Origin of the sequence: Saccharopolyspora dendranthemae (assembly GCF_007829955.1) — a bacterium.
Classification (GTDB): domain Bacteria; phylum Actinomycetota; class Actinomycetes; order Mycobacteriales; family Pseudonocardiaceae; genus Saccharopolyspora; species Saccharopolyspora dendranthemae.
The window spans coordinates 19,746-42,494 of the sequence record NZ_VIWX01000003.1 but is presented as its reverse complement, the minus strand read 5'-3'; the positions used below and the strand labels follow the sequence as shown (position 1 = coordinate 42,494).

Annotated in this window: 20 protein-coding genes and 1 tRNA gene; 6 read left to right on the top strand and 15 right to left on the bottom strand. The window is 70.6% G+C overall.

What is annotated here, in order from left to right; translation table 11 throughout:
* Positions 1 to 147 precede the first annotated feature (147 nt).
* From FHU35_RS15340 to FHU35_RS15330, 3 genes are all read right to left on the bottom strand, one after another.
* Positions 148 to 2,217 carry a dynamin family protein gene (locus FHU35_RS15340; protein WP_145740171.1) on the bottom strand — a complete coding sequence of 690 codons (2,070 nt, stop codon included), beginning with the start codon at positions 2,215 to 2,217 and terminating at the stop codon, positions 148 to 150.
* Positions 2,214 to 4,034, bottom strand: a complete 1,821-nt coding sequence (locus FHU35_RS15335; RefSeq protein ID WP_246110336.1) for a dynamin family protein — start codon at positions 4,032 to 4,034, stop codon at positions 2,214 to 2,216. Before FHU35_RS15335 ends, FHU35_RS15340 begins: the two co-directional genes overlap by 4 nt.
* A gap of 166 nt (positions 4,035 to 4,200) precedes the next feature.
* Positions 4,201 to 6,078: an IniB N-terminal domain-containing protein gene (locus FHU35_RS15330; RefSeq protein ID WP_145740167.1), complete on the bottom strand. Its 1,878-nt coding sequence runs from the start codon at positions 6,076 to 6,078 to the stop codon at positions 4,201 to 4,203.
* Positions 6,079 to 6,375: 297 nt separating this feature from the next.
* Here FHU35_RS15330 and FHU35_RS15325 point away from each other — a divergent pair, with 297 nt between their 5' ends.
* Together FHU35_RS15325 and FHU35_RS15320 are read left to right on the top strand one after the other, a co-directional pair.
* Positions 6,376 to 7,731, top strand: coding sequence for an Hsp70 family protein (locus FHU35_RS15325; RefSeq protein ID WP_145740165.1), 1,356 nt, complete (start codon positions 6,376 to 6,378; stop codon positions 7,729 to 7,731).
* 120 nt (positions 7,732 to 7,851) lie between these two features.
* Positions 7,852 to 10,311 carry a helix-turn-helix transcriptional regulator gene (locus FHU35_RS15320; protein WP_145740163.1) on the top strand — a complete coding sequence of 820 codons (2,460 nt, stop codon included), beginning with the start codon at positions 7,852 to 7,854 and terminating at the stop codon, positions 10,309 to 10,311.
* Between the two features lie 141 nt (positions 10,312 to 10,452).
* On the opposite strand, the gene FHU35_RS15315 is transcribed toward FHU35_RS15320, so the two are convergent.
* Positions 10,453 to 11,520 (bottom strand): alpha/beta hydrolase, encoded by a 1,068-nt coding sequence (locus tag FHU35_RS15315; RefSeq protein WP_145740161.1) that lies wholly within the window; start codon positions 11,518 to 11,520, stop codon positions 10,453 to 10,455.
* Between the two features lie 171 nt (positions 11,521 to 11,691).
* Here FHU35_RS15315 and FHU35_RS15310 point away from each other — a divergent pair, with 171 nt between their 5' ends.
* Complete coding sequence (locus FHU35_RS15310; protein WP_145740158.1) at positions 11,692 to 12,249, top strand: NADPH-dependent FMN reductase; 558 nt, start codon at positions 11,692 to 11,694, stop codon at positions 12,247 to 12,249.
* Between the two features lie 78 nt (positions 12,250 to 12,327).
* Positions 12,328 to 12,867, top strand: coding sequence for a Dps family protein (locus tag FHU35_RS15305; protein WP_145740156.1), 540 nt, complete (start codon positions 12,328 to 12,330; stop codon positions 12,865 to 12,867).
* Positions 12,868 to 12,912: 45 nt separating this feature from the next.
* Here the strand turns inward: FHU35_RS15305 and FHU35_RS15300 are convergent, their stop codons facing one another.
* From FHU35_RS15300 to FHU35_RS15290, 3 genes are all read right to left on the bottom strand, one after another.
* Positions 12,913 to 13,971 carry an NADH:flavin oxidoreductase/NADH oxidase gene (locus FHU35_RS15300; protein ID WP_145740153.1) on the bottom strand — a complete coding sequence of 353 codons (1,059 nt, stop codon included), beginning with the start codon at positions 13,969 to 13,971 and terminating at the stop codon, positions 12,913 to 12,915.
* 152 nt (positions 13,972 to 14,123) lie between these two features.
* The gene (locus FHU35_RS15295) at positions 14,124 to 15,959 is read right to left on the bottom strand and encodes a S9 family peptidase (RefSeq protein WP_145740150.1); all 1,836 of its coding nucleotides are present in this window, start codon (positions 15,957 to 15,959) and stop codon (positions 14,124 to 14,126) included.
* Between the two features lie 49 nt (positions 15,960 to 16,008).
* On the bottom strand, positions 16,009 to 16,545 hold the full coding sequence (locus tag FHU35_RS15290) for a CGNR zinc finger domain-containing protein (RefSeq protein ID WP_145740148.1): 537 nt from the start codon (positions 16,543 to 16,545) through the stop codon (positions 16,009 to 16,011).
* A 38-nt stretch (positions 16,546 to 16,583) separates the two neighbouring features.
* On the opposite strand from FHU35_RS15290, the gene FHU35_RS15285 reads away from it, so the two are divergent.
* Positions 16,584 to 17,531 (top strand): EamA family transporter, encoded by a 948-nt coding sequence (locus FHU35_RS15285; protein ID WP_145740146.1) that lies wholly within the window; start codon positions 16,584 to 16,586, stop codon positions 17,529 to 17,531.
* Here the strand turns inward: FHU35_RS15285 and FHU35_RS15280 are convergent, their stop codons facing one another.
* From FHU35_RS15280 to FHU35_RS15255, 6 genes are all read right to left on the bottom strand, one after another.
* Entirely contained in the window at positions 17,532 to 18,002 is a 471-nt protein-coding gene (locus FHU35_RS15280) for a DUF1203 domain-containing protein (protein WP_145740144.1), read from the bottom strand.
* A 55-nt stretch (positions 18,003 to 18,057) separates the two neighbouring features.
* The gene (locus FHU35_RS15275) at positions 18,058 to 18,516 is read right to left on the bottom strand and encodes a TspO/MBR family protein (protein ID WP_145740141.1); all 459 of its coding nucleotides are present in this window, start codon (positions 18,514 to 18,516) and stop codon (positions 18,058 to 18,060) included.
* 38 nt (positions 18,517 to 18,554) lie between these two features.
* On the bottom strand, positions 18,555 to 19,193 hold the full coding sequence (locus FHU35_RS15270) for a LysE family translocator (RefSeq protein WP_246110335.1): 639 nt from the start codon (positions 19,191 to 19,193) through the stop codon (positions 18,555 to 18,557).
* A 32-nt stretch (positions 19,194 to 19,225) separates the two neighbouring features.
* A complete protein-coding gene (locus tag FHU35_RS15265) occupies positions 19,226 to 19,480 on the bottom strand; it encodes a hypothetical protein (RefSeq protein ID WP_145740138.1) in 255 nt (84 codons plus the stop codon).
* Positions 19,481 to 19,542: 62 nt separating this feature from the next.
* Complete coding sequence (locus FHU35_RS15260; RefSeq protein WP_145740135.1) at positions 19,543 to 19,809, bottom strand: hypothetical protein; 267 nt, start codon at positions 19,807 to 19,809, stop codon at positions 19,543 to 19,545.
* Positions 19,810 to 20,116: 307 nt separating this feature from the next.
* Positions 20,117 to 20,320: a cold-shock protein gene (locus tag FHU35_RS15255; protein WP_145740133.1), complete on the bottom strand. Its 204-nt coding sequence runs from the start codon at positions 20,318 to 20,320 to the stop codon at positions 20,117 to 20,119.
* A gap of 269 nt (positions 20,321 to 20,589) precedes the next feature.
* Between FHU35_RS15255 and FHU35_RS15250 the strand changes: the two genes are divergently transcribed.
* On the top strand, positions 20,590 to 21,228 hold the full coding sequence (locus tag FHU35_RS15250; RefSeq protein WP_145740131.1) for a hypothetical protein: 639 nt from the start codon (positions 20,590 to 20,592) through the stop codon (positions 21,226 to 21,228).
* Positions 21,229 to 21,288: 60 nt separating this feature from the next.
* On the opposite strand, the gene FHU35_RS15245 is transcribed toward FHU35_RS15250, so the two are convergent.
* The gene (locus FHU35_RS15245) at positions 21,289 to 22,335 is read right to left on the bottom strand and encodes a phenylacetaldoxime dehydratase family protein (RefSeq protein WP_145740129.1); all 1,047 of its coding nucleotides are present in this window, start codon (positions 22,333 to 22,335) and stop codon (positions 21,289 to 21,291) included.
* 333 nt (positions 22,336 to 22,668) lie between these two features.
* Positions 22,669 to 22,742, bottom strand: a tRNA-Pro gene (locus FHU35_RS15240).
* Positions 22,743 to 22,749 lie beyond the last annotated feature (7 nt).

Sequence of the window (22,749 nt, the reverse complement as noted above, 5' to 3'; positions counted from 1 at the left end):
GCTTACCCAGGGGGCGGACATACGCGTCCCGGCGTACTCGCCACGAAGGCGATCAGAACCCGCGGCGGTGCGGGCTGAGTCCCACACCTGAAACGGCGGCTCTGCCGCATTCCTCAACAGCCCCTAGACCGCTTCGGAACCGTGGGTTCAGTTCCGGGAGTGCCGGCCTGAGGGGGTCGGGTCGACGTGGTGGGAGGGCGCGTCGGGGTCCGGTTTGGCGTGGCTGCCCGTGGGTTGGTTGACGCTGGAGCGGGACCGGCCGGCCCGCTCGTCGGGCTCGGGGGCCCGCCGTCGGCCGCCCGTGCTGGTCGCGTTGCTCGCGCCTTCGCGGAGTGCGCGGCGTCCCGTCGGGCGGTCGTGCTGCTGCAGGAACTGGGTGGCCGGGGTCCTGCTGGGGTCGTCCGCGCTGCGGGACTGGTTCGCCCACTCGGCGGCTTGGCGTGCCTGCTCCGCTTCCGCCGCCTGGCGAGCGCGCTCGGCTTCGGCGGCTCGGCGGGACTGTTCGGCCTGACGGGCCTGTTCGGCCTCTGCTGCTTGGCGGGCCTGCTCCGCTTGACGCGCGCGTTCGGCTTCGGCGGCCTGACGCGCCCGCTCCGCTTCGGCGGCCTGGCGGGCCTGTTCGGCTTCCGCAGCGCGCCGCGCCTGCTCGGCCTCCGCGGCCTGGCGGGCGCGCTCCGCCTCGGCCTGCTGCTGCGCTTGTGCCTGTTGGGCCTGTGCCTGCTGGCCTCGGTGGGCGGTGTGGGGTTGCGGCTGGCCCTGGTTCTGGATCTGGTGCAGGATCACGCGTTCCGCGCTGCGCAGGACGGTCCGGACGGCGTCGCGGTGCGCGCGGTCCAGGAGCGGGTTGACCGCCTGTTCGCGCCAGCGCGACAACGTGGTGGTGGCCTCGTCGGCGAGGTCCGCGCCCATCGCCGACCCGTCCAGGCCGAGGCGGGCTTGCGCCGAATGCCCCGAGGCGCCGAGCAGCCGTTTGGCCTCGGCCTGCAACGGGCGGGAGAACCTGACCTGCCCCGAGTCCAGCGCCGACAGGACGCGCAGCTCGTTCCACTCGTGGGCGTTGCTGAGCACCCGCTCGAACTCGCCGAGCAGCTGTTGCACGCCGGGCCGCGGGTTGGCGCGCAGCACCATGTCCACCGCCAGCAGCGCGGACCGGGCGCGCAGCGCGTCCTGGCGTTCCACGAACTGCGAGTGCACCGTCTCCTGCAGGGTCGTGAGCCCGCTGATCTCCAGCAGCTCCTGCTGCAGCTGCTGCGCCGTGTCGGCGCCACCGCGCACCAGTTCCAGCGAGCGGGCGATGCCGAAGTGACCGAAGCGTTCCAGCAGCCGCTGCCGGATCTCCGACGGCACGGCCTCGAGGCCGGCCTTGATGAACCGCTCCGCCGACAGCAGCAGCGTGTCCCGGTCGTTGTCGGACAGCCGGGCCAGGTAGGCGAGGACCTTGAAGTCGTCCTCGGTCATCGTCGACGACGCCTGGCCCAGCAGGCCGACCACCGGGATGAAGTGCTGCGCGAACGCGCTCAAGGTCGGGTCGGTGCGGTAGCGCTCGGCGATCCGCTGGGCCGCCGCGAGCGCGTCGCTGCCACCGTCGCCGGTCTCGTCGGCGCGTGAGAACGCGACGACGGTGTTGATCGGAACGCTGCGGGCGGTCTGCAGCTCGTTGACCGATTGCAGGAACTGCAGGTCGGTCTGCCGCGGGTAGCGGGTCAGGTAGAGGACGGCGTCGGACTCGGAGAGGATCTGCGCGAGCGCGGAGCGACCGGTCTCCTGCACCGCGGCGGAGGCGACACCGGGCGTCTCGATCAGCGTGATCGCCTGCAGCCCCGGGGTCGGGGACTCGATGACCAGCCGGGAGACCTCGTCCGGCCGCCAGTGCTGCAGGTCCCTGATCGTCGTGGAGTCCAGTGTGGACACCGGGATGTTCTGCACCGCGCCGTGCGGCGTGTGCACCATGATCTTCGGTTCCGGGCCGTACTGGTAGAACGTCGTGACCTGGGTGCGCTCCTCGGCGTCGGTCGGTGCCAGGTCCGTGCCGATCAGGGCGTTGATCAGCGTCGACTTGCCCGACTTCACCCGCCCGCTCACCGCGATCCGCAGCGGTTGGTCGAGCCGTTCCAGCCTGTCGCGCAGCCACGTCGACGTGCGCGGGTCGTCGCGGTAGAACGTCATCGTCCGCAGCAGCAGGCCCTTCGCCCGCTCCAGCAGTGCTTCAGCGCTCATGCGGCGGTGATCCGGTTCTGCGTCAGCTGGGTGACCCGCCGGCGCAGCACCGTGATCTCCTCCAGCTTCTGCTTGATCTCGCGCGCCCGCTGGTCGCGATCGACCGCGCTGCGCTCGGCGGACCGCTTGATCGCCTGGATGGACTGGCTGATGTCCATCTGGGCGTCCTCGGTGATCCGGGTGAAGTGCTTGTGGAGAGTCTTGTGGATCGCGCGGATGGTGTCCTTCGAGTCCTTGTTGACCTGGAAGATCACCTGCTCGATGTGCCGCTGCACGTTGCTCCTGGCCTCGGTCTGGCGGCGGCGCAACCGCATGTCCTTCTCTTCCTTGAGGCTCTTGCTGCCCAGCAGGACACCGGCCGAGATCGACACGACGTTCACCAGCGGGAGGTTCGCCGCGGTGGTGATCAGCCCGAACATCAGCACGCCGCCGTAGGAACCGCGCAGACCCGTGAGGGCCTGGTCGAACTTCTTGTAATCGGCGCCGGTCGGCAGCTTCGGTTCGGGGATGTCGTCGAACGGGTCCGGGGGGAGCACCTGGTTCAGGTCGGGCGGACCGCTCTGCTGCTGCGGTGGCATCTGATCGGCCACGGTCTCGGCGAGCCGCAGCTGCCGCTGCTCCAGCCAGCCGAAGGATTCGGTGATCGCGTCGGTGAGCCGGGCTTGCAGCCAGCGGGTGAAGTCGTCCCAGATCGTCACCGGGTCGGCGACCTCGAAGATCTCGTTGACCTCGTGCAGCACCGCCCAGGTGCGCTCGCGGAAGTCGTACTCGATGTCGGTGAACAGCTCGGAGATGCCGTCGTTGAGCGTCTTCTGCCAGTGCTGCGAGATGCGGCGCAGGTCCTCGGCCCTGCGCTGCGCGGTTTCCAGCTCGACCAGCGTTTCGGCGGCGGTGCGCGGGTTCTGGGCCGCGAGTTCGGCCCGCAGCGAGTCGTTGATCTGCGTCAACGCCTCGGAGACGTTGTGCGCCACCAGTCGTCGGGTGAACTGCTCGTGCTGGCCGGCGAGCTCGGTCTGCAGGAACTCCAGCAGCTGCGGGAAACCGGACTCGGCGTTGAGGTTGGTGTTGCGCGACTGCATCGCGCGCATCCGGATGTCCGCCGAGACCGGGAAGAGCTTCGCCGAGACGCCCGCGTTGCTCAGGTGCTTCCGGTTGACCTCCAGCACCTTTCGCCAGTGCGGGGTCCGGTCGATCTTGGGCATCACCAGCGCGATGTTCGGGCACAGCGCGGTGGCCTGCTTGAGGAACGCGAGCTCGTTGGTGGTCAGTTCCTGGGTGGAGTCCGACACCATCAGCAGCGCGTCGGCCTCGGCGACCACGGAGAGTGTTGTGCTGGTGAGGAACGATGAGATGCTGCCCACACCTGGCGTGTCCATCAGCGCCAGACCGTTCTGCAGCACCGCGCGGGGGATGCCGATCTCGCCGCGGGTCACCGGCCGGCCGTTCGCGGCGGCGCGCTCCATGTGCTCGCGGACCTGGTCGATCGGCACCGGAGTGCGGTCCAGGGCCAGCGGGCCGCGCGCGGGTTCCTGCTCGATCAGCTGCGCGGTGGGCTCGTCGGAATAGCGCACGAGCGTGGGCACCGTGGTGGTGACGTCGTCGCCCGACGGGCAGACGGGCGCGTTCACGACGGCGTTGACCAGCGCGGACTTTCCCTGCTTCGACTCGCCGACGACCAGCACCAGCTGGGTCGGGTCGAGGACTCTGGTCCTGATCTGGCGCAGGCGGCCGTGCAGATCGGCGCGCTGCTGCTCGGCGCACTCGGCAGTAGCGCGATCGATCAGTTCCACCAACGCCGTCTCGATCACGGCGGCCATTGTGTCGTGCCGGGGCAGTTAGAGAAACCCAATAGGTTGAACTCGCATGGTTATCGAGCACTCGGCGTGTTGTTGAGAACCCGAAATGTGTCGGAATGTGAAAAATGCCGGGATCCGCTCAAGGGGGCGGATCCCGGCATTCTCAAGGCTCAGTCGCGGAGAGCGATCAGAGCAGGCCGTCCAGCGGCAGCGCGTCCGTGGCGGTGTTGGTCAGGTCCTCGAGCGGCTCGCCGACGATCGGACCCGCGACCGGCAGGTCGCTCGGGGCCGGCAGGTGCGAGACCACGTCGCCGACCGGGGCCAGCGGAGCGGCGTCGCCCAGCGGCAGGGCCGAGGTGACGTCCTCGACCGGCAGCGCGTCGGTGGGCAGCGCGGAGCCGAGGTCGTCGACCGGCAGCGCGGAGACGTCGCCACCGGCGACCGTGTCGGTCACGGAGCTGGCGAGGTCGCCGGCGACCGGGACGTTGGCCACGGCGTCGGTGACCGTGCCGGTGACGCCGCCGAGGGCGTCGCCGCCGAGGGCGTCGCCCGCGACCGGCAGGTTGTTGACCAGGTCGCCGCCCGCGGCACCCGCGGCCACGTCACCCACGACCGGGACGCCGCCCAGCGTGCCGGTGGCGGTGTCGGCGACCTCGCCGACGACCGGGACGTTGCTCACGGCACCGGTGACGTCGCCCGAGGTGACGTCACCCAGCGCGTCGCCCACGAGCGGGACGTTCTGGCCGGCGTCGGTCAGCGTGCCCGCAACGCCCGCGGCGTCGCCGGAGGTCACGTCGCCCACGACGTCGCCCACGACCGGGACGGAGCCGACGGTGCTGGTGGCGGTGGACACGACGTCGCCCACGACCGGGACGCCGGCCACGACGCCCAGCGGGTCACCGCTGGTGGCGGCACCGGTGGCGGCACCGGCCAGGTCGCCCACGACCGGGACGTCGCCCACGGCGCCGGTCACGTTGCCCACGACGTCGCCCACGACCGGAGCGTCGGAGACGGTGGAGGTGAGGTCGCCGGCGATGCCGGTGACGTCGCCCGAGGCCACGTTGCCGACCACGTCGCCCACGACCGGAGCGTCGGAGACGGTGGAGGTGAGGTCGCCGGCGATGCCGGTGACGTCGCCCGAGGCCACGTTGCCGACCACGTCGCCCACGACCGGAGCGTCGGAGACGGTGGAGGTCAGGTTGCCGGCGATGCCGGTGATGTCGCCGGAGGTCACGTCGCCCACGACGTCGCCCACGACCGGGGCGTCGCCCACGGCCTGGGTCACGTTGGCGGCCACGTCGCCCACGATCGGCGCGTTGTTGACCACGTCGGTGACGTCGCCGGAGGTCACGTCGCCCACCACGTCGGTGACGTTGCCCGAGGCCACGTCGCCCACGACGTTGGTGGCGTTGCCGACCACGTCGACCGAGCCGTCGAAGACGTGGGTCGCCGTGCTGGTGACCGAGCCGACGGTCGAGGACAGGTCGAGGCTGTCGCCGATGTTGATGTTGTTGCCCGACAGGATCTCGTTGCCCGAGAGCACGTCGTGCACGTTGACGACGTTGTGCGAGTCGACGTCGTTGTGCTCGATGTCGACGTTGGTGTCGCCGCTCGGAGCGGGGGCCGGGGCAGGCAGCTGGGCGTCGACGTCGCCGCCGGGGCCGAAGTCGTCAGAGGGGGTGTTCTGCAGCATGCTGAGTTCTTCCTGCTCGTGTGGATGTGCGGGATGCATTTCAGTGATCGCGACGTGCTGGTTGCTCGCGGCGTACTTCTCGACGCTGCTCGAAAGTGAGCGGTCGTACGCGTTGACCACCTCGACCGGCGCGTAGTCGAGGACCAGCGACGTGGCTTGAAGCACGTCTGTCGCGCTCATTTCCCCGAGTCCGACCTGGTCCAGCGTGGATTGCGGATCAGCGTCGAAGGCCGACCGTGCGGCCGGGTCGCTGACGAGGCGCGTGAGGAACTCGTGCAGCGTCGGTTCCGCGGACAGGCCGGAGTTGGAGTGCGTCCCGGGGTCGGAGATGGGGGACTCGGCTTGACCAGAGGGGTGCTGAGGGTTCGCCATCGTCGGACCTCCCGATGCTCAGCGGTACTCGGCTAGGTGGACCGAGTGAGGTCGTGCCGTTCCCTCACTCCTGTGTTGATCACCGTAGGGACGACCGGCCCCCTAGCCATCGGGTACGACTCCTAGTCATCGAAATCTCTATTAGGGGATCGGTTGGGTAGCCCGTTGGGGGGTAGTGAGGGGAGTCAGGAACCGCTCCGTAATCGGATGCGGCTAAATTGTGTACACCCCAGCCGTGCGCTAGACCCTCGATCGGGGAACCTGGCACGCGGCCAGCCGGTGATACGAAGGGATTGCATGCCTTACGTCCTGGGCGTTCACCTGGGCGCGACGGTGACGACCGCTGCAACCGCCAGGCGCAACGGTGGTCGCTGGACGGCCACGGCGCCCGTGCCCCTGGCGACCAGCGGTCCGGTGGTGCCCACCGTGCTGTGCAAGGTCCAGGACGGATCTTTCGTGGCAGGGGAGGCCGCCGCCCGGCAGGAGGTCAGCCACCACGAGTGGGTCGCCCGCGGTTTCACCGGCCGGCTCGGCGACGACCTGCCGCTGGTGGTCGGCAGCGACTTCGTGCCGGCCCAGCGCCTGGTCGCCGCGATGATCGAGTGGGTCTCGGACACCGTCACCCAGCGGCAGGGGCACCCGCCCGAGCACATCGCCGTCGCCCACAGCTCGACCTGGGGTCCCCACCGCGTGCACCTGGTGCAGCAGGCGCTGGCCCAGCTCGGGCTCACCGACGTCACGCTGATCCCCGAGCCGACGGCGGTCGCCCTCGACTACGCGAGCAAGCAGCGCGTGGAGGAGCAGCACCCGCTCGTCGTCGCCAACATCGGTGGCAGCGGCTTCGACGCGACCGTGCTGCGCCGCCGTCAGCGGACGTTCGAGGTGGTCGGCTCGCCGCTGACCAGCGACCACCCCTCCGGCCAGGACCTCGACGACGCCCTGTTCGAGCTGGTCGGCGAGCAGTTCTCGACGCAGCTCGGCGCTCTGGACGCCTCCGACGTCAACCAACGGGCAACGCTGGCCCAGCTGCGCGCCGAGTGCGTGCGGGCGAAGGAGGCGCTCTCGCACCAGGCCGGGGTGTCGATGTGGGTGGACCTGCCCGGCGTCCGCACCGAGTTCGCCATTTCCCGAGCCCGGTACGAGCAGCTGGCCCGTCCGCACCTGGAGCGGGTTCCGGAGCTGATCTCGCAGGCCGTGCAGTCGGCGTCGCTGCGCCCGGACGACGTCGACACCGTGCTCCTGGCGGGCGGAACCGCGCGCACCCCGCTGCTCAAGGAGCTGGTCTCCGATCGGCTGCAGGCTCCGCCGTTGGTCGACGTGGCGCCCGAGCTGACCGCCGCGGGCGGTGCCGCGCTGGCCGCGCAGCAGGTGCTGTCCACCGACACCGATCGGGGCGCGGTCGCGGAGACGAGCGTGCTGATGCGCGTCGAGGGCTTCGACGCCGTCGACGACGTCGATGACGAACCCGAGCCCGTCGAACGTCCGCCCATCGAGGTCGAGCCGCTGCCGATCGAGCCGCCCGACGAAGCGCGGGCGAAGCGCATGAAGATCATCAAGCTGGTGGTCGCCGTCCTGCTGGTCGCCGTCGGCATCGTGATCACCGTCATGACCAAGGACCACTCCATCACCGGTGTGGTGGAACTCTTCAAGTAGCTCCAGCTCCGCGAACTCGTTAACGGAACGGCATACCGCGCAACCTGATCCGACCTCGCCACCGTCAGCCCATTGATCAGGACCGCCAGACCAGGTGACCGGACGACAAGGAAGGCAGGCGTGAATCACTCGACGACATCCCGCGCCGCCCTGGTCCCGGACGGGCACGCGGCAGGATTGCGGTCGGCCATCGAGTCCTCCCCGGATTCGCCGGTCGTGGCGGGGATCCAGGGCGCGGGCGGGTTCGGCAAGACCGCGTCGCTCGACGCGATCGCCGCCGCCTACCGCGAGGCGGGCGTGCCGGTGCTGGGCGTTCGGGACCTCGACAGGGCCGGGGAGGGCGCGGTGCTCGTCGACGACGCGCACCGGCTCGACGACGAGCTGCTGCTGCGGCTCGCCGACATCGCCCGCAGGCCCGGCGTCCGGCTGGTGGTCGCCTATCGTCCGGGTCCTCGCAGCGCGGCCCTGGGTGAGCTGATCGGTGAGCTCGGCGCTCCCGTGCTGCTCGCCGCCCTCGGGCTGGAGGAGATCGCCGAGCGCACCGGGGGCAGCGCGCTGGACTGGGTCGGGTGGGTGCAGACCCAGACCGGCGGAGTCCCGCGCTACGTCACCCGCCTGCTGGCCGAGGCGGTCCCCGGACGTGCCGAACTGCCTGCTCGCGCGCTCGACCACTTCCAGCACGACCTGGACCAGCTAGGCGAGACCGGCTGGGCGTGCGCCACGGCGATGGCCGTCGGCGCCGCCGCGCACCCCGACCTGCTCGCGGCCGTGGTCGGCGCGGAGAGCCCGCAGGTCGGCGCGGTGCTGGCCGCGATGCGATCCGGAGCGATGCTCGGCGCCGAGGACGTGCTGCTGCCGATCGTGCGCGCCGCGGTGCTCAGGTTGACGCCGTGGGAACTCCGGCTGCGCATCACGCGAAAACTGGTGGAAATCCAGCTCTCCCGGGGCGGCCCGGTGCTCCCGCTGGTCGCGCCGCTGCTGGAGGCTCCGATGGCGTTGCTGCCGGAAGCCACGCTGGCCAAGGCGTTCGAGCGCGCCGGTGACGAGGCCGTGCAGGTCGCCCCGAACCTGGCCGGGAGGCTGCTCGCGGCCGCGGTGTCGGCCGGAGTTCCGGCCGACTCGGTGATCGCCCGTCAGGCCAGGGCGGCGGCCGTGGCGGGTGATCTGGACGAGGCGCTGCGGCTGGCCGATCGGGTGATCGTCGACGAGAACGCGCCGGACCGCGAGCTGGGAGTGCAGGTCGCGGCGGGTGTGCTCGCCCACCGCGGACTCCTGGAGCGCTCGGCGGAGCTGTGCCGGTGGTCGGCGGCGAAGCTGCGGTGGTCCGGTGACAAGGCGTTCGCCGCCGTCGGTCTGATCGGCGCCGGCCGGTTGGCCGAGGCCGAGGAACTGCTCCGGGCGGGCGACGACGCGGGGCCGCCGACCTCGATGACGGGTGCCGCCACCCAGATGGCCGCGGGCGTGCGCGAATCCGTCGTGGGCTCGGCCACCACCGCGCTGTCCACGCTGGTCCGCGCGGCGTCGCTGTCCGATCCGCTGGGTCGCGGCGTCATGGTTCCCGACACCCCGGCGGCGGTCGCCGCGCTGGTGGCCCTGCACTGCGGCGAGCTCGAGGTGGCTCAGTCCACGTTGGACCGCGCGGTGGAGACCGGGACCGGCGGCGCTCTGCTGCACAACCGGCACCGGTTGCTCGCCGCGTGGCTCCCGCTGGTCAAGGGCGACACCGTCACCGCTCGCGCGAAGATCCCGGAAACGGGCGAGATGGCGGCCCGCGACCGGCTGATGGCGACTGCGATCGAAGCCGGAATCGCCAGCCGGGACAACGACATGACCGCCCTCGCCCACGCCCGCGCGCAGGCCAGGCAGGTCGCCGCCGAGCACTCGGTGGACCTGTTCTCGCTGCTGCCCCTGGGCGAGCTGGTGGTCGCCGCGGCCCGGTTGCGGGATCAGGAGTGGATCACTCCGTACCTGAACGAGGCCGAGGCGCTGCTGGACCGGCTCGGCAACCCTCCACTGTGGACTTCGATGCTGGTCTGGAAGCGGTTGCAGGCGGCGATCGTCCTGGAGGAGATCGACGCGGCACACCGCTTCGCCGACCGGCTCGACGCCCTCGCGCACCACAACGCGCTCGCCGGCGCCATGGCCGAGGCCGCTCGCATGTGGCTGCGGGTGCTCGGCGGCGAGGTCGACCAGGAGGAGGTCGAGCGCATCGCCCGCGGTCTCCACGGAGCCGGACTCGCCTGGGACGGGGCTCGCCTCGCCGGGCAGGCCGCGATCCGCACCCAGGACCGCCGCGCCATGCTCGCGCTGCTGGAGTGCGCCCGCGCTCTGCAGGGCAAACCGCCGCGACCGCGCGCCGTCAACGCCACCGGTTCCGACTCGGAGATGCTCAGCGAGCGGGAGAAGGAAGTGGCCGAGCTGGTGGTGGCGGGCCTGACCTACAAGCAGGTCGGCAAGCGCCTGTTCATCTCGGCGAAGACGGTCGAGCACCACATCAGCCGGATCAAGCAGCGCCTCGGCTCCACGAGCCGCGAAGACCTCCTAGCCCGCCTCAAAGACCTCCTGGCCCAACCCGACTGACGCCCGTCGATCCCTCACCAGTTCCCAGTTTTAGTCATAACTGAGCCGACATTTCGGACATGATCATGGCTCGGTTTGGACTAAAACTGGGAACGCGGCACCCGCCGACGCCCCGCGAGGCTTCGGCGAGTGCCGGGAGGGTCAGACCTTGCGCAGGTCCAGGGCTGCCCTGACGGTGCCGACGATCTCGAAGAGGGCTTCTTCGAAGCGGTTCCCGACCGGGCGGATGTTGGTGAACCCGTGGATGAGGTCCGGGAAGCGCCGGGCCACGACGGGAACGCCCGCGTCCGACAGCGCCTTCGCGTAGGCCTCGCCCTCATCGCGCAGCGGATCGAACCCGCAGGTCACCACGTACGCGGTCGGCAGGTCCGCGAGGTCGTCGGCGAGCAGCACCGACAGCCTCGGGTCGTGGCGGTGCGCCTCGTCCGGCGAGTACTGCGCCAAGAACCAGTCCATGTCGTGGTCGGTGAGCAGGAACCCGTCGCTGAACAGCTCCCGCGAGCGGCGCCGCTGGGTCGCGTCCACCGCCGGGTAGAGCAGCAGCTGCAGCACCGGCTTCTGCCCGCCCGATCGGGTCGTCTGCTGCGCCACCGCCGCGGCGAGGTTGCCGCCCGCGGAATCGCCGCCGACGGCGATCGCGTCGCCCGCCGAGCCGAGCTCGGCGGCGTTGTCCACGGCGTAGGAGTAGGCCGCGAGCGCGTCGTCGAGCGCCGCGGGGAACTGGTGTTCCGGCGCCAGCCGGTAGTCCACCGACAGCACCCTGATCCCCGCGTGCTTCGCGAGGAATCGGCACAGGTCGTCGTGGCTGTCCAGGTCGCCGATCACCCAGCCGCCGCCGTGGTAGTAGACCAGCAGCGGACTCGTTTCGGTGAGGTCCTTGGGGCGGTAGAGGCGGGCGGGCAGAGCGCCGTCGCCGGTCGGGATGCTCCGTTCGGCGACGACTACGCCGGGCAGCGGAGCGCCCGAGGTGATCTTCGTCGCGTGGGCCATTCCGGCGCGGGCCTTCTCCGCCGTCGCGGCGGCCAGCCCGTTCTGGCCGGTCAGCTTCTGCAGTTTCAGCAGCAGTTGCGCGTCGAGCGCGAGTTCCTGGCCGTCGAGCTGGATCGGACGGCCGGCGATCAGCCGACGAAGGGGCTGGGGAAGAGCGAAAACGGCGCGCATCGCGGCGCCTTCGAGCGTGGGTTGCAGCGCTTCGATGACGTTGGGCATGAGCGTGGCCTTCCCGGGAAGGTGGTGGACGTGTCTTACGTTACCCGCAAGTAGCCAAGTCGCCGATCCTCGTTCGCCGATCTTGACCTCCAGCGGACTGGAGGTTCTAGCGTGACCCCGGACAGGCGCAACGGGGCGACACATCCCAGGTTCGGGTGAAAGGATCGGCACATGACGGTGACCGTGGTGGGGGTCGGTGGCTCGGTCCGTCCCGACTCGCAGTCCGAGCGCGTGCTGCACGCCGCGCTGGAGGGCGCGAGGGAAGCGGGTGCGAAGGTCCGGGCGATCACCGGTGCTGACCTGGTGCTGCCGTTCTACGACCCGCACATGACCGAGCGCACCGCTCAGGCGGCCGAGCTGGTCGAGGCCCTGCGCGCGGCCGACGGGGTGCTGATCGCCTCTCCCGGCTACCACGGAACGGTGTCCGGCCTGGTCAAGAACGCCCTCGACTACGTCGAAGACCTCCGCGACGACGACCGGCCCTACCTCGACGGGCGAGCCGTCGGCTGCATCGGCGTCGCCTACGGCTGGCAGGCGTCCGTGACCACGCTGCAGGCGCTGCGCTCGGTCGTGCACGCGCTGCGCGGCTGGCCGACGCCGCTGGGCGGAGCCGTGAACTCCGCGGAGACCCGCTTCGGCCCCGGAGGGGCCTGCGAGGACGAGAAGGTCGCCGCCACCCTGCGCACCATCGGGCGACAGGTGGTGGAGTTCACCGCGCAGCGGGTGTAATCGCCCGAAGTGCGCGGGTACCTCAGGACAAGCACCCTGATGCGGGTCTGCACGTTTCTGAGGAGGTTGTGCGAACCCATGGCCCAGAAGAGCGCATCCAAGGCCGATTCGAAGAAGAGCCCGGCGAAGAAGAGTGCTGCGAAGAACGCGGGGCCGATCACCAGCCCGCTCAACGACTCGGACAGCGACATCACCGGGCGGGCCCTGCAGGACACCCTGCTCGATCTGATCGATCTGCACCTGGTCGCCAAGCAGGCGCACTGGAACGTCGTGGGCAAGTTCTTCCGCGACGTTCACCTGCAGCTCGACGAGCTGGTCACCGCCGCTCGCGGATTCGCCGACGACGTCGCCGAGCGCGCCGTGACGATCGGCGTGTCCCCGGACGGACGGGCTTCGACCGTCGCCAAGGGATCGGGACTGCCGGACTTCCCGTCCGGGTGGCGCACCGACGGCCAGGTGATCGAGGCGGTCGTGGGCTGCTTGGGCGAGGTCATCGCGCGCCTGCGCAAGCGCATCGACGAGACCGACAAGACCGACCTGGTCAGTCAGGACCTGCTCATCGCCATCGCCAGCGACCTGGAGAAGTCGCACTGGATGTGGCAGGCCCAGCTCGCGTGAACGGGAGGTGGGGAAGTTTTCATGAGAACTTCCCCACCTCGCGCTTCAGCGTGCTCGCTCGTACTGCACCGGCCAGACGCTGTCCCCGCGAAGCCGGTCGGCGGCGTGGATGGGCCAGTGCGGGTCGCGCAGCAGCTCGCGGCCGAGCAGCACCGCGTCGGCCGAACCGGAGGCGACGATCTCCTCGGCCTGCTCCGGTGCGGTGATCAAGCCGACCGAGGCGGTGGGGACCTCGGCGTCCAGCTTGATCTGCCGCGCGAACGGGACCTGGTAGCCCGAGCGCACCGGGATCTTCGCGTCCGGGATCGCACCACCGGTCGAAGCGTCGATCAGGTCGACACCGCGCTGGGCGAGCAGGCGCGAGAGGCGCACGGAGTCGTCGCCGGTCCAGCCGCCCTCGGCCCAGTCGGTGGCCGACAGGCGGGCGAACAGCGGTTTCGACTCCGGCCAGACCTCGCGCACCGCATCGGTGATCTCCAGCAGCACCCGGACCCGGTTCTCGAAATCGCCGCCGTAGGCGTCGGTGCGGTCGTTGACCAGCGGCGAGTAGAACTGGTGCGCCAGGTAGCCGTGCGCGAAGTGCAGCTCGATGACGTCGAAGTCGGCTTCGTCGGCGCGACGCGCGGCGGCGGCGAACTGGCCGGGCAGCTCGCCGACTTCCTCGGTGGTGAGGGCGCGGGGAGCGGTCAGGTCGCCGAAGGCGTTCGCGGTGGAGCTGACGGTCTGCCAGCCGCCCTGGGACTCGTCAACGCTGGTGCCGCCGTCCCACGGCCGGCCGGTGGAGGCCTTGCGCCCGGCGTGCGCGAGCTGGATGCCGGTGGCGGCGCCCTGCGCGTGCACGAAGTCGTTGATCCGGCGCCAGGCGGCGACCTGCTCGTCGTTGTAGATACCGGTGTCGTTCGGGCTGATGCGGCCTTCCGGCACGACGCCCGAGGCCTCGGCGATGACCAGGCCGGCGCCACCGATGGCGAACTGGCCCAGGTGCACCAGGTGCCAGTCGTTGGGCACGCCGTCGGTGGCCGAGTACTGGCACATCGGCGAGACCCACGCGCGGTTGCGGACGGTCAGATCACGCAGCTTGATCGGTTCGAAGAGGTGGCTCACACCCGGAACGACAGCCGCTCGGAACGAGATATTCCGACCCCGGACCGAGACCGATACCACTACTTGTGGGCAGCCCCCGGTTTTAGTCCGAACCGAGCCATGATCATGTCCGAAATGTCGGCTCAGTTAGGGCTAAAGCCGGGGGCGGCTGGTCAGGCGAGGCCGACTGCGCGGCGGGCGAAGTCGATCTCGGTCGCGACCTGGCGCAGGGTCTCCGCGACGACCAGCGATCCGTGCCCCGCGTCGTAGCGGTAGAACTCGAACGGGACCTCCCGCTCGCCCAGCCGGTCCAGGTAGTTGAGGATCTGCTGGATCGGGCAGCGCGGGTCGTTGTCGCCGGCCAGCACCAGGACGGGTGCGCGGACCTGGTCGACGTAGGTGATCGGCGACGCCTTCTCGTAGACCTCCGGGATCTCCTCCGGGGAGCCGCCGAACAGCGCCCGGTCGTAGGCGCGCAGCGGTTCCATCTCGTCCGCGAACGCCGAGACGTAGTCGGCCACCGGAACGCCGGCGACGCCGCCGGCCCAGCGTTCCGGCTGGGTGCCCAGGGCCAGCAACGTCAGGTAGCCGCCCCACGACGCGCCCGCGACGGCGCTCAGCGCGGGAGTGGTCAGCCCGGTCTCGATCGCCCAGTCGTGCACCTTGGCGACGTCTTCCAGCTCGGTGGTGCCGGGACGGCCCTCGATCGCGTCGCGCCACGCCGACCCGTACCCGGTGGAGCCCCGGTAGTTGATCTCCACGACGGCGAAACCCGCGTCCAGCCAGGCCGCGCGGTAGGCGGAGAACCGGTCCTCGTCAGCCGCGTGCGGGCCGCCGTGCAAGTTGAAGACGGTCGGCATCGGACCGTCCCCGGCTCCTTCCGGCCGCGCGACCAGCGCGTGCACCGACTCGTTCGGGCCGTCCGGGATCTCGACGAACACGTCCGACACGGCCTCCGTGCCGGGCGGCCGCTCGCCGGGCGGGGTGAGCAGCACCCGGTCCTCACCGGTCGCGGAGACGGTGCGCACCAGGGACGGGGTGGCGGCCGAGGACCACACGTACTCGACCGCGTGGTCGGGCCGCACGGAAGCGCCCGCGACCGTGCCCGGAGGGGTGGCGAGTTCGGTGAGCTCGCCGGACTCCAGGTCGTAGCGGTGCATGGTGGTGCGCGCGTGCTGGGTGTGCGCGATGAGCAGCGCCTTGCCGTCGGGGAACCAGTCCGCGGAGACCTCGCCGGGCAGGTCCAGCCGGATCTCGGTCTCGGTGTCGGTGACGACGTCCCAGATCAGCAGTTCTTCCTTGCCGCGGCGCTCGTGCAGCACCAGCAGCCGCGGGTCGCCCGCGACCGGAGCGAACGACAGCGCGTCGAGGGCCTTGCCGGAGCCGTCCCACTTCTCGGCAACGGGGGAGCGGTCGGTGCGCAGCACCCGCAGCGCGGGGTGCCGGGAGTCGCCGTGCTCGGAGTGCGAGAGGACGAGCATGGTCTCGTCCCAGGACATCGCGGCGAGCCCGCCGTCCTGCTCGTGCTCGTAGAGCACCTCGGGCGCGCCGCCGTCGCGTGCCACCCACACCGTGACGCCGTCGTCGGTGGACATGCCGAGCGCGGTCACCGAGCTGCCGAGCTCCAGCCCCGCCGGGTATCCGGGGTGCGTGCCGGGCATCGCGGGCTCAGCGCTCCCGGACTCGAAGGGCTCCGCGATCCAGCTGCCGAACTCGTCGCCGTCGGTGTCGTCGAACCACCAGATCTTGTCGCCGCCGACCGAGAGCGTTCCGTGGAAAGTCCCCTGTGGACGGTCGGTGACCTGTCGGTGCTCGTCGGAGTCGCGGTCCCAGGCGTAGATCTCCCAGGTTCCGCTGTAGTTCGACACGTACAGGCTGCGCTGCGGCGCGTCCCGGGCCCAGTCGGGCAGGGACACCCGCGGAGCCGTGAATCGCGCGCGCCACCGGGCCTCGCGCTCCGGGTCGTCGAACAGGGTGCTGGGGATCTTCGCCTCGGGATAGCTGCTCACGCCCCCGATACTGCCCGATCGTGTCGGCCGATGCGCGCACCCGGTCTGATCAGCGCTTCTTGCTCCTCGCCCGGTAGGCGGCGACGGCGTTCCGGTTGGCGCAGGCGGTGCTGCAGAAGCGGCGGGAGCGGTTGCGGGTGAGGTCGATGACCACGCCCTCGCAGTTCTCGTCGGCGCACACCGACAGCCGCGACATCTCGTCGAGGCGCACCAGGTCGACCATCGCCATCGCGACCTCCACAGTCACGCGGCGGGCCACCGAGGCGTCGGAGCCGACCGCGTGCAGGTGCCAGTCCTCGCCGCCGTGCCGCACGAGCCGGGGGAGGGCGTTGGCCTCGGTGAGCATCTCGTTGACCAGGTGCGCCGCGCGGTCGCGGTCGGTGGTGAGCAGGTCGCGCAGGACCGGGCGCAGGGCGCGGAGCTCGTCCAGCTCGGCCTCGTCGCGGTCGCGCCGCCCGGTGAAGCGGTGCTCGGCGTACCAGGAGTCGACGGCCTGGACTGTGGTCAGCGAATCGGGCTCGCCCGCGGTGTTGATCAGTGCGACGGCGGCCTGCAGCGCCTCCTCCGTGTCATGGCCAAAAATCATGTTGACATATTACAGGGTCGTCCATAGCGTCATCTGCCATGACTCGGTTAGGAGATGACAGCGCTGGTGTGCGCGCTCCGTCGAGGCTCGGGAGCGGGCTGCTGCTCGCACTGCTCTCGGCGGCCTCGTTCGGGATGGCGGGTGCGCTGGCGCGCGGTCTGCTCGAAGCCGGGTGGAGTCCGGGCGCGGTGGTGCTGGCGCGGTTGAGCGTGGGCGCGCTGGCGCTGTCCCCGTTCGCGCTGATCGCGCTGCGCGGCAGGTGGTGGTTGCTGCGCGCGCAGCTCCGCCCGGTGCTGATCTACGGCGCGCTGGGCATGGCGGGCACGCAGTTCTGCTACTTCTCCGCGGTGAGCACGATGGACGTGGCTCCCGCGCTGCTCATCGAGTTCACGGCACCGGTGGCGATCGTGGGCTGGTTGTGGCTGCGGCGAGGTCAACGGCCGCGACCGCTGACGGTCCTGGGCGCGTGCTCGGCCATCGTCGGACTGGTGTTCGCGCTGGACCTGGCCTCGGGCGCGGATATCGCGTGGGCGGGCGCGGCGTGGGCGTTCGCGGCGATGATCGGCAACGCTGCGTACTTCCTGGTCTCGGGCGAGACCGACGGGGTCCTCCCGCCGATCACCCTGGCGGGTGCGGGCCTCGTGCTGTCCACGATCATCCTGGCGCTCCTCGGCGTGACCGGAATCCTGCCCATGCGCGCGAACCTCGACCCCGCTGTCTACGCGATCGGCGAAACTCCCTGGTGGGCACCGCTCGTGGCGCTCGGCGTGATCGCCGCGGCCATCGCCTACACGACGGGAACGGCCGCCACTCGACGCCTCGGATCCCGCTTGGCCTCCTTCGTCGCGCTCATCGAGGTCGTCACCAGCGCGCTGTTCGCCTGGCTCCTCCTGGACCAGCAACCCGGTCCGGCCGTGGTGCTCGGCGGCGTCCTGATCATCACCGGCGTCGTCCTCGTCCGCCTCGCGGACCGGGAACCCGCCTGATCAGCGGCGTCGCACCTCGAAGAGGAAGCACCCGAACTCGACCGCGCGAACGTGCACGACCTCCACGGCCGGGTCCAGGAGCAAGTCGGACGCGGTCCGCTCGGCGAGTCCGGTGTTCCCGTCGAGCAGGGATCCGCCGAGGATCCGGCCATCGGCCGAGTAGCTGCGCAGGACCCGTCGCGTTCCTCGCAGCGGTTCCGGCCACCCGGGGTCGTCCGGGCCGGGGCAGGTCCGGGCGTGGATGAAGACCGGCCCGACCTCGTCGTAGGCGCCGGGTTTCGCGGCCCACCGCCGCAGCGGGGCGTAGCTCACCAGCGCGATGCGCTCTCCGGGGCGGCTCCGGCGCAGGCAGCAGCGCAGCGGTGCGTCCCCGACCTCGTCGACGTACGACTCGCTCCGGTGACCTGCGTCGTCGACGTCGCGCAGCGCGTCGAGCACATCAGGGGCGATCGGCAGCACGTGGAAGTCCATGAACCGATCGTGGGCGGTGGGTGCGCTCGGTTCCGGCGGGAATCGGCCATCACCGTCAGGGGTTCCGCTGGGCGATGGCGGCGGAGAGGGTGGTCGCGAACGCCGACCACGCCACGTACGGCACGAGAGCCGTTGCCGCCCCTGGGCTCACCTTGGCGGTGCGCGCGACCAGGTCGGCCGAGCTCGCGGTCAGCAGCGCGGCTTCGGCCGTGGCCGCGCGGGGGTTCTTCGCTCCCCAGAAGATCCAGGTCCACGCGGCGTTGAGCGCCAGGTTCCCGGCGAGCGCCCTGGTGTAGCCCGAACGCGCGGGCAGTCGGGACAGCGCGACGGCCGAGGTGACCGCGATGTCGAGGTACAACGCCGTCCAGACCGGCGCGAACGCCTGGGGAGGAGGTTGCCAGTCGGGTGTGCGGAGCCGCCGGAACCAGGATCCCTCGGCGTCCACGCCGCTCGCGCCGATGACCGCGGTCGCCGTGACCGCAGCGCTGGTGCAGGCCAGAACCTTCCATCGCATGCGCCGATTGTCTCCCCGCGACCGGCGAATCGCCGGGATCAGTCGGGACGGCTCACGGCCATCCTGGCGGCGAACAGTCCCAGCAGCGTGCCGGACGCGAGGCGCTGAGCCTGGAGCACGCGCGGGTGCCGGGCGAGGTAGCCGGCGAGCGCGGCGGCCACGATCACGACGAGGCCGTTCACCGCGACGCCGACCGCGATCTGAGCGATTCCGAGCTGGAGGAACTGCCACCAGGCCGCGCCCAGCGCGGGATCGACGAACTGCGGGATCAGCGCCGCGTACAGGAGCGCGATCTTGGGGTTGAGGAGGTTCGTCAGCAGTCCTGTCCCGAACAGCCGCGCCGAGGAGTGCGGCACCAGCTCGCGCGGTTCGAACGGCGAAGCACCGCTGGGACGCAGGATCTGCCACGCCATCCAGGCGAGGTAGGCGGCTCCGAGGAGCTTCACCACGTGGAACGCCTCGGGCACGGCGACGAAGAGCGCGGACAGCCCTGCCGCCGCCGCGACGAGGTACGCGACGAACCCCAGCGCGACCCCGGCGAGCGACACGAACCCGGCTCGCCGTCCCTGCGAGATCGAGCGCGACGCCAGGTGGACCATGTTCGGCCCCGGGCTGAGCGCCATGCCCAGCTCGATCAGCGCAACCCCGACCAGAGAACCCACGGCGACGAATCCCACGCGGAGAACCTACCGGGTGCCGCGCTGCCGGATCACCTCTCGCCGGTCGCGTCGGCCATGAACGGGGTCCGCAGCGGGCGCAAGGCGTCCTCGTCGCGGGCCGCTCGCCGGAGATCGGTCGCGGGAGTCTCGCGGGGCGTCACGGGGTCGAGGAACACGACGGGGGCCACCGGAGCGTTCGTGCGCGAGGCGGACGCCTCGTGACGCTGCGGGACCCTGGGCCGGTCGACGTGCGCGGCGCCGGTGCGAATCTCGTTGCTGATCCTGGGGGGAGTGAAGGTTGTCATGCGAAGTCCTTTCGGAGAAGTGCAGGTCCGCGGGAGTGCCGCGGTGGTGTCAGGTGTGTCGTTCAGTCGGCGTCGGTGAGGAACACGTGCCCTCCGCCGTAGGCGGCGAGCTGGTCGTGCGCGTGGGCGATCGCGTCCTGCTCGCTGCCGGTGATCCGCGCGGTGTGCTGGCCTTCGGCGTCGGTGATCTGCCAGGCCTCTTCGGACAGCGTCGGGGCGACGTGGCGGGAGTGCTGCATCGACTCGTCGCGGTGTCCTGGCGGAGACGTGCGGTCGTCCGATGTGCCCTCGGTGGGCGGGGTCGTGTTCGGGTCTTCTTCAGCCCGCATCGGGCTCCAATGCACGTAGGGGACGGCCTGGCGCGACGCGGAGCGTTGCGGCCTCAGGCGCATCGAGGTTCCCCGGGAACCAGGACCCGTCGGAACGGGCGGCTCAACCGGAGGGGAGAGGAAGTGGTGCCGCAGCAGCTGTTTCGGCGGGCGCCGGGTGTCGGCGTCGTCGCGGCGAGCGGGCTGCTTCAGATGGGTCGGTTCGGCACGCCTCGACCGCACCGCAAGGGGGCGCGGGAGCTGTACCAGGGGGCACCGCGGTTCCCGGCCCGCGCGAGGCGCGGGCCGGGACGAAGCTAGCGGGGTCTCAGACCACGCGAACCGAGTCGGCCTGCGGGCCCTTGGGGCCCTGGCTGACGTCGTAGGTGACCTGCTGGTCTTCCTCGAGGGTGCGGAAGCCGGCCGCGTCGATGGCCGAGTAGTGCACGAACACGTCCGGGCCACCCTCGTTGGGCGCGATGAAACCGAAGCCCTTCTCCGAGTTGAACCACTTCACGGTTCCCTGTGCCATGTCAATCTCCTTCAGGAGCTGGGGGTATGACGGACATCCGCACCGCGCGGAGGCCCGGGCCGTGGGGATCTCAGACGGCGGCTAACTCCAGCTACGACCAAAGAAAGAAGCTCGCCCGCATCAACATCCTGCGAGCATGTGACGAACACGAACCCAGAAATTCAACGACCGCCACCCACCCTACACGTCGAAGCGCATCCGTCCAGCGTCGTTGACGAAGCGCCCGCGTTCGATGCGGGGAACGCGGCGACCGGCCTACCCTGATCAGGATGCGGCCGGCGGGAGTTCGGGAAAGGATCGCACAGCTGAAGGAAGAGGAGCGGCAGTACGCCGGTGCACGCCCGGAGCAGGCGCTGCAGCGGGCGCTGACCTGGTTCATTCACGGTTGCGCGTTGCTGAGCTACGCCGACCTGCCCACTAGCGCCGTCGTGGAGTCCTTCCGGTCCGTGCTGGGTTGCTTGGACGATCCGCACCAACGCCGGGGCACCAGCAGGTGGGAGCAGGCGGGTGTGGAGTGCATCGCCCAGCTCCGGGACCCGCTGGCCGAGGTCGCCGCGGATCCGCAGCGGCACGCCACGCGCGACGATGAGATCGCCGGGCCGCCGCTGCTGCGGATCCCGCCCCTCGTTCTGGTCGGTCGCACCACGCATCACGCGTTCTTCCCGATGGCCTGCCTCAACGCCGCGGGATCGCTGCAGGAGGAGGCCATCCCCCCGTACCTGGCGGTCACCATGATCTGCAGCGTCGGCTACTTCGAGCCGGCGGAAGAACGCGATCTGCTCACCGAGACGCGCAGCCTCCGCACCCGTTACGAGGACCAACCGAGCGAACGCAGCTCCCTCGACGACGAGATCCGCCGCAGGCTCCGAACCTGGGAGCAGGCATACCGCAACGACGGCAGTCGGTAGCCCCGCCGAGCGGTGAGACGCGGTGGCGGAGGCACCCGGAGGCATTTGCCGGGCACCGCCTCAGACCGCTGTCTTGACCGCCTTGAGCAGGCCGGTTTCCGGGTGGCAGCCGAGGTATTCGAAGTGCTGTTCATCGGCTGCTGCGACGGTGACCTCGTGGTGGAGGCGCAGACGCGCGGCTGGGCCGAGGGTGGACAGGTATCGCATCGCCGCGCCGAAGATGGCTTTGTGGGTCGGGTGCTCGCGGGCCCAGTCGTCGAGTTCGGCCATGCTGTGCCACCAGCTCATGCCGAAGCTCTTGTCGAGAGCCGCTCCGTCGTCATCGAGGAGGCGCAGGTAGCGGTTGTCGTAGCAGCCGATGGTGCCGCCTTCGTCGCGCAGGAAATCCATGCCGGTGCGCAGCGAGGGCTCGACCTCGTCGAGGTACATGTGCCGCTCGTCGCCGTCGGTGTCGCTCCAGTCCTGGCCCGAGCGGATCAGGCAGAGGTTGTGCTGGGCGCGAACTCGTTGCCGGGCACCGTCGTCGATGAGGGTGGGCGGTTCGCCAGGTGCGAGCGGATCCGTTTGGGTCAGCGGCATGCGGTCACGTGCTCCGCCCCAGTACCCGTGCTCGGCCACTTCGCCGCTGAGCTCGTCCGCGAGGAGGGCGACGCCCTCGGGGCGGTCGTTCGAGAGCAGCGTCTCGAACCTCGTCGTCGCGGGACGCACGGCTTCGATGAAGAAGCCGGCATCGGGGGTCGCGCGGTGGTCGCCGAGCCACATCTCGCGGGTGGCGGGGAACCATCGATCGTAGGAGTCGGGCTGGTCCCAGTAGGCGATCGCGATGACGGTCGTGCAGCCGTTCTCATCGACGTAGCCGGCACGGTCCACGTGCCGGGGGCCGTCGGGGAGTTCACAGGCAGCGGCGAGGTCGGTCAGCGCCGTGCGGACGACCGCGGGCGGCTCGGCAGCCGCTCGGTACTGCACCCCGAGGTAGGCCATGGCCACGCGAGTGACCGAGGGCGCGAACCGCGCCACGTAGCCCGGGTAGGGCGGCTGCCAACCCGGTCTGAGCGTGGCAGGCTGCGTGCGCTCGGTCGCCAGGTGCTGCGGGATTGCCGACTCCATCGTGCCTACCTCCGGTCAGCCCCAGCACCGGTGCGGCTCCGCGGAAGACCGAAAAGCTGGGCCAGGGGCCAACGTGCATGTCGATCAACGAGCGCGAACACAACCGAGTATCAAGCCATCGAGCCGAAAGATCCAGACAACGAGCAATGGCAGCACCGAAACGCCCTGGGTGGCCGCTGCTCCGCGGCGACAGTTTCCCCGGCTACAAGCCCGGTGCGGGCGGACGCCGAACACGACTTTGACTCCCAGAATGACTCCCAAACGGGGTTTGGGGCATAGGAAAAGGGCCTGGTCGGAACTCCTTGTGGAGTCCTGACCAGGCCCTTTGCCTTGTCGGGGTGGCGGGATTTGAACCCACGACCTCTTCGACCCGAACGAAGCGCGCTTCCAAGCTGCGCCACACCCCGATCTTCA